Source organism: Nostoc sp., assembly GCF_036919595.1.
Classification (GTDB): Bacteria; Cyanobacteriota; Cyanobacteriia; order Cyanobacteriales; family Nostocaceae; genus Nostoc.
On the sequence record NZ_JBALCO010000094.1, the window covers coordinates 23,713 to 31,904 of the forward strand.

An 8,192-nucleotide genomic window follows, 5' to 3' on the forward strand; every position below is an offset into this window, starting at 1 on the left:
TATACATATACTAGTTGGCTTGCCTTTAATACCGCCGGGGTACGGGGTGCCTTTTCTGGATATACCTAAATACAACAATTTTTTAACCCTACTAATATCTATTTTTACAAATGACTTATCCTACTTTCACCTTAGTTAATGTAGTATTCTAAATTAATTAAATAATATTTTATATGTCTACCAAACAAGAATTATCAGATGCCTATAAAGGTGTTAACCCCGCCACTTCTAACGAGTTGCCTATAAGGTTAATTCAGTTAGTGGTAGAGCAGATTAAATCATTTTTATTAGGAGATGGCTTTCAAAAGAAGATTAAGTTTTTAGCAACTGATTCTAATCAACAAGCTGAACTTGATACTAAATTAAGTGAGCTAAAATTATATAGCTTACTAAATGATTTGTATTTAGAGGTGCCACTTTATGGTGAATCTTTTATTGATATCAGTGGTGGAACTTTAAGGCACATTCATTCACTAGATGTAAAAGAACTAAAAGTAGACGCAATAGACCCGCTTAAGGTTGTTTATCTAAAAGAGCAGAGGGAGTTTTATGATGCTGCTGAAAATAAATATAAAACTGTTGATGTTGTACATTACTTAGCAGTTAACACTTCAGCAGAAAAGGAAAGTGATTTAGATTATCTAGACCTGCCTGATTACAGATACTATTTGAAAGTAGGTAATAGTGAGCCTGTTGAGATGGGAGATAGCTTGCCTATTATAAGATTAGTAAATAGCTTACTTAAATGGTAGGGAAGCTGTATCAGCAGTGGATAGAATTCTATTTCTACAACTAGAGTATAACGAAGTTAGGTCAAGACTTAATACTAATGGTAAGCACCAAAAACCTCAATTATACACAGTGGGCACCTCAGCCCCTGCAATAATTGGTAGAACTAATGCTATCAGACCTGAGTCAATTGAATCTGCCACAGGTTCTGCTGAGTTTCAGACTGCTTTTGTAAATGATGCCGCATCTATTCTACATCTACCAATCTCTGCTGCTGCTGCTGAGGCTGGTATTACTCCTAAGATTGGTTACTTACAACCAGTTGATTCAACTTACCTTGAACGCCAAAGATTAATTATCCTCCAAGATACTTATTCTTTATCTGGTGTAATGGTTTTAGAGCTGCAAAATGCTAGGTCAGCTAGTAGTTCAAGCTCACTATCTGTACTTTATGAACCGCTGCAAAGGTCTACTTTAAATAGAGCAAGTTATTTATTAACAGCTATCTCTAATATCTTTCAAGAGTTAGGAATTACTATTAACTTCAGAATAGAATTACCTGATATGATGCCAAAGAATGTAGAAGATAAAAAGTTGCAAATTGAAGCAGTAAAAAATAAACTTATTAGTAGAAAAAGATATCTAATTCAAGTAGAAGGGCTATCAGAAGAAGAAGCATTCAAAGAACTTGAACAGTTAGATTCTGAAAAAGGTTTAAATATTCAATACTCTGCTGCACTTGTTGATTCTAAAGATGCACCTAACGCAGATAATACTACTTTATTTTCTGATAGGGCAATTGCTAATATTAAAAGTAACCCAGATAATACAATCGCTATTAATTAATATTGTTTTTATTCCCTCTTAGTAGTTATACTATAGCTTACGTATGTCTGAACAAAAAGAAGTAGTAAATGAAATAGACACAGAGCTAGATTTAGGTCTAGAAGCAATTATTCCTCCAGCTCCTGAGATTAATTATGAAGCTGCGATTGCAAAGGCTAAACCTGACTTTCAAAGAATTGCAAAGCTGTTAGGAATCAAGCCAACTGGTTCTTCCCAAGAAGAAGTAGATGCAGATGTACTTGCTAAACAGAAAGCCTTTGAAGAAGATTTAAAAGCTAACGTAGTTCCTAAAATTCAGACTGCTTTACAATCATTAACTTCTCAAACAGCAGGCAGTAATATTTCTATTAAGCCTGGTGTATCAGTTAGTCCTCAAACTGATAAAGAAGAACGTAAAATTAAAGCCTGGAAAGGTTATTAATATCTAATTATTTATAAAACAAAAATATGCAAAACGTAGCTTACAACGTAGTTTTATACCGTTATATCAATTCTGCTAACCTAAGCGGGTCTATTGTCAATCTAATTGCAGCAGTAGATATTCCTGAGGGTTCAGTAATTTCTATTAACTCAAGTGGTCAAGCCATCCTTGCAACTGCATCTAATGTTCCTGCTGGAGTAGCTAGACATTCTCGCAAAGCTGGTACAACTGTTGCAATTGAAGGGAATTGTATTGTTGAAAACACAGGTACCACCTTGGGTCTTACACCTGGTGCTGCTGTTTATGCTGGTGCTGCTGGCATTGTTTCTGGTACTGGAACCAACAAAGTTGGCTTTGCTTTAACTGCCAACAGAATTAAGATTTCTATCTAATTTTATTTAAATAAACTATTTAAAAGTATATGACTTATAACAAGACTTTTTTTGGTGAGCTAAACGCCAATGATTCTGAGTTAGTAACCATTGATAACATTTCTGTAGTTAGTGTTCTACGTGAATTGGAAATGGACTTTGCGTACTACACTGATATGAATACCAGATTCTTTGGGCCACTTGTAGAAAATGTTACTACTCCTCAGAAGATTGTTAAGTATTATGATGCAGAAGATTTAGAGAACTATACAGAAGCTGCGCGTCCTACTTCTAGAGAAACAGTTTGGGATTACACTCAAGAAATTCCTTACCAAGAATACTTCACCGCTTTAACTTTAACTTCCCGTGCAGTACAGTTAATGACAGCAGATGAAGTTGGGGGATATGTACAAGCTAAACTTTCTAGTTTTCTAAAATCTAGATTCTCTGCATTACGTCAATCTATTTTCAATAATACTTCCAGGGTAATAGTTGATAACCTTGGTAAATATCAAACAACCTCTCTTTGTTTCTACAACTCCGATATTTCTGTTGCTTCACCCTCTATACGTGGTTACAACTTTGTGCCTGGTGACTTGCAACATTACAATGCTGTTGCTACTGCTAATGCTCCTACCTTAAATGAAATCCGTACAAAGCTGATTGATAAAGTTAGACATCATGGTTTCCGTCAGTTAGAAATTTGGGTATCTGATTATGATTACACATTGGAATTACTAACAGGATTTGTACCTGCTGAAAACCAAATTGGGCGCTCTATGTCTCTTAATACTGCTGGGCCTAATGGTGACCGTCAACGTCAGCTATCTCCTTTTGAAGGTTTAGTTGGATTCATTTCTAATGTACCTATTGTCAAATCTCCAATTGTTCCTGTTGGTTATGCTCTTTGTATTGGGGCAGATGGTGGAGCTAACCGCACACCTTTACTTAGCAGTCAACCTCAAATAGCTTCACTAGCTGGATTGCAAGTAGATGTTAAATCCACCTTTGCCTTAGAAAATACAGTCATGACAGAAGGTTGGGGTTATGCTGCTAACCATCGGGGTGCTGTTGCTGTACTTCAAACCAATGCTACTAGCTATACTGCTCCTAACGTATAGAGTTAACTTAAGGGGGGGTTTACATAATCCCCTTATAAATAATGATTAAGGAGACTAATGGCTAATCCCTTACATAAAAATAAAGTAATTCAGTTTATTGAAAGATATCCTAATTCAGAGAACTTTGATTTAACAGTAGGTAACACACCGCTAGCTAATGGTACTACCAGTACTAGTTTTACTCCTGGGTGTTCAGTTGGTTTATCTAATGAATCAGGTAATCCAGCTAACTTTAACAATTTAATAGATATGTGGGTAGCTGGGGGATTAGTTAGAAATAATATTAATCCTTTTGGTTTAATGAGACTATGGGCTGCTGCTTATAGAACTTATTATCACTGGTGTAAATCAGTTAAACGTCCTTACTTCGATCCTATTGGTTCCACAATTGCAACTCAAAATAGACTATTAAATCTAAATGAGTATAAAGTAAATTACACAGCTAACCTTAATTCAGGTAGTATCAGTAATACAGAACTAACTGGAGTTTTTTCTCAAGGGAAATATGTATCAGGTAATTATGGATTAACTAGAGTTGTGGGTGGTAGTACAACAATTCCAGATTTAAGATTAAACCCTTATATACCTACAGCTTTATTTACAGTAGCAGATGTATCAGCTAACTCAGTTGTTAGTCTTCCTGTTGGAGCGATCGCAATATTATATGGAGGCCCTATTAAATGTGAGTTACTATTTAATACTGCTGTTGATGTTGATTCAGTATTAATCCCTCACACTGCTCTAAGTGCAAACCCCAGTTCTCCAGAAGGGACAACCCCTTTCACTTGGTTTTATCCTAGTAACTTTGAACTTAGGGCTAGTTATGATGGGATAAATTATACTGATACTTTTAAATACAACTCCATTATTAGTTCTCTAAATCAATTAGTCAGCACTGATACATCTGGTGGGCCTTATGATTGGAGACAAGTAATTGAAGCACAGATAGGTACAGGTAGCCCTGCTTTATTAACTGCGTTAAATAACATTTCTAATTATTCATCTTCTGTAAATAGTAAAAGTAATTTAGAGACCTGGTATGCAGGAGATACAAACCCATCTTCTGTTAGTTCACCTAACCAGACAACCTATGGTTTTCCTAATGATACAAACTTTAATACTAGAATTAAGTCTATTACTGCCACCAGCAGTGGTTATGATTTAAGTCAGTTTACAGTAGGTAGATTACTTAAAGGGCATCAAGTAGAAGTAGTAGCTATAATGAAGGGTTCTACGCCTACACTTTGTATTGTTAGAACTTGGTTTAAACAAAACTCTATACCTAGAAAATTCAATGGTAGCGCAACTACATTAATCCCTTCAGAGTATGAGACTAATGCTTTATTTGCTCTTAACTACGGTTACTTTGAAATTATAGATATATCGGCTAGTGGTGGTGGACAAATATGTACTGGTGTTTGTGAAGCGCCTATTTCACTTAAAGCAGTTAGAGCTTTAGAAATAACTTCAGGTATTAAAGATAACTTATTAATAAGACCTTATGTTGTAGGAATGCCTAGAGTTAGGGGAAGTATTAAATCTTTTGTAACTAATATCAGTATAGCTACTACATCAAATACTTCTTATAAACCTAACTATTTAGACAACTATTGGACTACAAATTCTCCCGAATCATTTCCTATTGGCAATGTACAATTTTCTGATGAAGTAGCTAAACTAGCTTTTTTAACAGTTAGTTATACTGGCACCAATGTAGATAAATGGAAAATGATGCCTTATACGTTACCCTCTAGTGGAACATTTTTACAAAGCCAAATTAAATCTAGTACTGCCACCGTTAGACAATTACCTATTGATTTTGATTATTTAGAAGACTATATAAATAATAAAATTATACCTTTACCTACTGCTGCTGAATTAATTCAATTTCAAACAGATGCAGATGCTAAAGGATTAGATGTAGTTTTATATTACTTTAGAGTTAAGTTTAGTGCTTTCCTTAAAGAATTAATTAACTACTGTAAATCTACTTGCTTAAAGTTCTGGCAATACTATGGTAATCTTAGGTCAGTTAGTAACTTCCAAACATACACTGTTGATGCTTTACAGTTTGATAACTCTACTTTACCAATAGAAAATGTTATAGCTGGGGGAATAAAAACTTATGAAATTATTACCTCTGGAAACTTTGATATAGAAAGCAATCTTCCTGCTGGTAGACTTTGGTTTCTTTCAGGTGGAGACTCAAGTAGAGTAGATGTAGATATTGCAGTACTACAAAAACTTTTAGATATAGCAGGTATAACAGTATGAGTTTAATTACATCTATTGAGCATTATGAATTAACAGCAAAAAGAAATTCACTGTCTCATTTAATATCTCAATTTAGTGGAATACTTGCTGTTGATTTTAAAGGTAATATAACCTCTGGTGTAAACTATTTTATTGATGATGGTGCTGTTAGATTTAAACAAGTAGAGAATTCTTCTAATGGCCCTAAAGTAATTCAAAAAACTCAAAGAGCTTGGGCTTTACCTGGTTATCTATTAGAAGGCATTAAACGCCCTCAAATTAACCCAGGAATAGAATTACCAACTTTACCTACTGGTTCTGTTTCTACTACCCCTGCTGACGTTTTACTAATTACTACAATACCTTATTATTGGTATCCTAAAGTTCCTAATGGTAACCAACTTAATTCTTATGAGTTGGCATTTGATATACCATTCTTAGATGTAAAAAATAATAGACAGCTATTTAAAGTAGGGCAGAATAGTATTTTAGAAGAAGGAGTAATAGTTATACAACTATCAGCTCAACCTGCTTCACTTACTACTATCTCTTCTGTTAATGGAACATTTGATTTTAACTTTACATAAACAATGGACGACCTAGATTCAGGCTTACTTCAAATTAATCTAAACTCAGATATTATAAATGACCTTTATGAAATAATATATGGGGACATTGTAAAATCAAACCAACCAGCTACTACCTTTGGTAACTATGCATTGTTAGAGAACTATAAAGCTAATTATCTTTTATATAACAATAGTTTAGGTTTATTTGGAGTTGCTACTGTTTCTGAAAAGACAACTAAAGTTATTAATTATATTGACAGGTTACTAACACAATTAAAAACTCAGCCTGATTTCTGGGATAAGTTAGCAGTAGGTATTAGAAAACAAAGCACCATCTTTACATCTGATATTGTTGATTACTTTGCTGTGGATAATACAAATGGAGCAACTTTTGTTTACACTAAACTTTCTCCTAACCAAGACTATAGAGTTTATGACATTAATGCTCAAAGTTCTATTAGTAATGCAGGTAGTAAAGTAAAAACCCTTGCTTATAAAAGTACATTAGTAGGATATATAGACCCTACTATTTTTGGGGGGCTTACTCAAACATTAGTCATTAATGATTCAATAGAAGTTTTTGATGACGACAATATTGTACAAGATAAATATACATCTAAGTTAGTATCTAAAAAGATAAAATACAAAGAAGTCCAAAGACGAAATGGATACTATAGTCAAAAAGATTTAAAGTTACTACTTACCCCTGATTTCCTATCTAAAACTTTTAAAGGTGGACTATATGCAAATATAGAAAAGGTTGGCTACAAAATGATTGCTAACTTTCAAGATACTAAATAGCTATATATAAATATTAATAATTATGCCCACATCGGTTAGCTGGAAATTATTTGAAAGTACCTATCTCAGACCTCAAATATCTGATATATATGGTGCTCAATATGATGAAGACACTTTAAAAAAACAACCTCTGCTGCTATTGTTGATTTAGTTAGTAAAGGATTAACAGACGTAGGCCCATTACCTACTACTACATCAGTAGCCGCTACTCCTCAAATAACTTATTTAAATCCTAGTCAAGTCACCACAGGTAATAAATTCTCTTTTACTTACAATAATGTATCTATTTCTTTTATAGCTACAGCAGATAGTATTGCTAACGTAACTGCTGGATTAACAAGTCTAATAAATACTAATTCTACTTTTAATGTTAAGTTTACAGCTTACAATGACTATACTAGAATTCGTTTAGTTGGTATTACTGCTGGAGAATCACAAGATTTTTATACAGTAGCTGAAAGAAATACTGGTACTGGTAACCCTGTATTAGAAGTAATAGTAAATAATGAACCCTCTGATTCAGAATTACTAGTCACAGATTTAACAATTATTAATGCCAACTATGCAGATGCATTTACTACCTTAGCTGCTGGTATTAAATACTTTTTAGTATCTGACCCTGTGGTTAAATTACAAACTGCTGCTGGTTTAGATATTCAAAAGAATGAAGCTCTCACTAATGCTTGTAAAGGCAATTACGACACCTTGGTTCTGGCTTACTTAAGAATCCACATTCTTAATGAAATCACTGCCTCTGCCTTTTGGAAAGAGCAGCTACAAGTATCTTCTCAAGCAACTAATACTTCTGGACAATTAAGTTTAGCAGATAGGCTAGCAATCATCCAAGCTGAAAGTAATGCTAAGTTAGCCGAGATTGCTAGAGAAGAAGATAAAGCTTTATCTATAGGTGATCAAAAGAGATTAAACTCTATTGAATTAAAACAAGTTGATAGAGCTTAGGGACTTCCAGAAAATAAAATATACAGATAATAAAAATGATAATCATTGTTAAGGGGTGGGAGAAGCTGCCGTTGGCAGCCTCTCCCACCCCAAGTTGTAGTAAATTGAATGATGATTCGAT

The 8,192-nt window shown here is 33.9% G+C and carries 9 protein-coding genes; all 9 read left to right on the plus strand.

What is annotated here, in order from left to right; all coding sequences use genetic code 11:
* The first annotated feature begins 173 nt into the window (after window positions 1-173).
* The 9 genes from V7K21_RS14150 to V7K21_RS14190 all read left to right on the plus strand — a co-directional run bounded on the left by V7K21_RS14150 (window position 174) and on the right by V7K21_RS14190 (window position 8,071).
* Window positions 174-752: a hypothetical protein gene (locus tag V7K21_RS14150; RefSeq protein ID WP_335175204.1), complete on the plus strand. Its 579-nt coding sequence runs from the start codon at window positions 174-176 to the stop codon at window positions 750-752.
* A gap of 16 nt (window positions 753-768) precedes the next feature.
* The gene (locus V7K21_RS14155) at window positions 769-1,575 is read left to right on the plus strand and encodes a hypothetical protein (RefSeq protein ID WP_335175206.1); all 807 of its coding nucleotides are present in this window, start codon (window positions 769-771) and stop codon (window positions 1,573-1,575) included.
* 43 nt (window positions 1,576-1,618) lie between these two features.
* Entirely contained in the window at window positions 1,619-1,996 is a 378-nt protein-coding gene (locus V7K21_RS14160; RefSeq protein ID WP_335175209.1) for a hypothetical protein, read from the plus strand.
* A gap of 26 nt (window positions 1,997-2,022) precedes the next feature.
* Entirely contained in the window at window positions 2,023-2,388 is a 366-nt protein-coding gene (locus tag V7K21_RS14165) for a hypothetical protein (RefSeq protein ID WP_335175211.1), read from the plus strand.
* Window positions 2,389-2,417: 29 nt separating this feature from the next.
* Window positions 2,418-3,488: a hypothetical protein gene (locus tag V7K21_RS14170; protein WP_335175213.1), complete on the plus strand. Its 1,071-nt coding sequence runs from the start codon at window positions 2,418-2,420 to the stop codon at window positions 3,486-3,488.
* A gap of 57 nt (window positions 3,489-3,545) precedes the next feature.
* Window positions 3,546-5,762 (plus strand): hypothetical protein, encoded by a 2,217-nt coding sequence (locus V7K21_RS14175; RefSeq protein WP_335175215.1) that lies wholly within the window; start codon window positions 3,546-3,548, stop codon window positions 5,760-5,762.
* Complete coding sequence (locus tag V7K21_RS14180) at window positions 5,759-6,328, plus strand: hypothetical protein (RefSeq protein WP_335175217.1); 570 nt, start codon at window positions 5,759-5,761, stop codon at window positions 6,326-6,328. Before V7K21_RS14175 ends, V7K21_RS14180 begins: the two co-directional genes overlap by 4 nt.
* 3 nt (window positions 6,329-6,331) lie before the next feature.
* On the plus strand, window positions 6,332-7,111 hold the full coding sequence (locus V7K21_RS14185; protein WP_335175219.1) for a hypothetical protein: 780 nt from the start codon (window positions 6,332-6,334) through the stop codon (window positions 7,109-7,111).
* A gap of 621 nt (window positions 7,112-7,732) precedes the next feature.
* A complete protein-coding gene (locus V7K21_RS14190; RefSeq protein ID WP_335175221.1) occupies window positions 7,733-8,071 on the plus strand; it encodes a hypothetical protein in 339 nt (112 codons plus the stop codon).
* Window positions 8,072-8,192: the final 121 nt, after the last annotated feature.

Coding starts and splice junctions, on each gene's coding strand:
- V7K21_RS14150 (WP_335175204.1), top strand. CDS start 174: ATGTCTACCAAACAAGAATTATCAGATGCCTATAAAGGTGTTAACCCC.
- V7K21_RS14160 (WP_335175209.1), top strand. CDS start 1,619: ATGTCTGAACAAAAAGAAGTAGTAAATGAAATAGACACAGAGCTAGAT.
- V7K21_RS14165 (WP_335175211.1), top strand. CDS start 2,023: ATGCAAAACGTAGCTTACAACGTAGTTTTATACCGTTATATCAATTCT.
- V7K21_RS14170 (WP_335175213.1), top strand. CDS start 2,418: ATGACTTATAACAAGACTTTTTTTGGTGAGCTAAACGCCAATGATTCT.
- V7K21_RS14175 (WP_335175215.1), top strand. CDS start 3,546: ATGGCTAATCCCTTACATAAAAATAAAGTAATTCAGTTTATTGAAAGA.
- V7K21_RS14180 (WP_335175217.1), top strand. CDS start 5,759: ATGAGTTTAATTACATCTATTGAGCATTATGAATTAACAGCAAAAAGA.
- V7K21_RS14185 (WP_335175219.1), top strand. CDS start 6,332: ATGGACGACCTAGATTCAGGCTTACTTCAAATTAATCTAAACTCAGAT.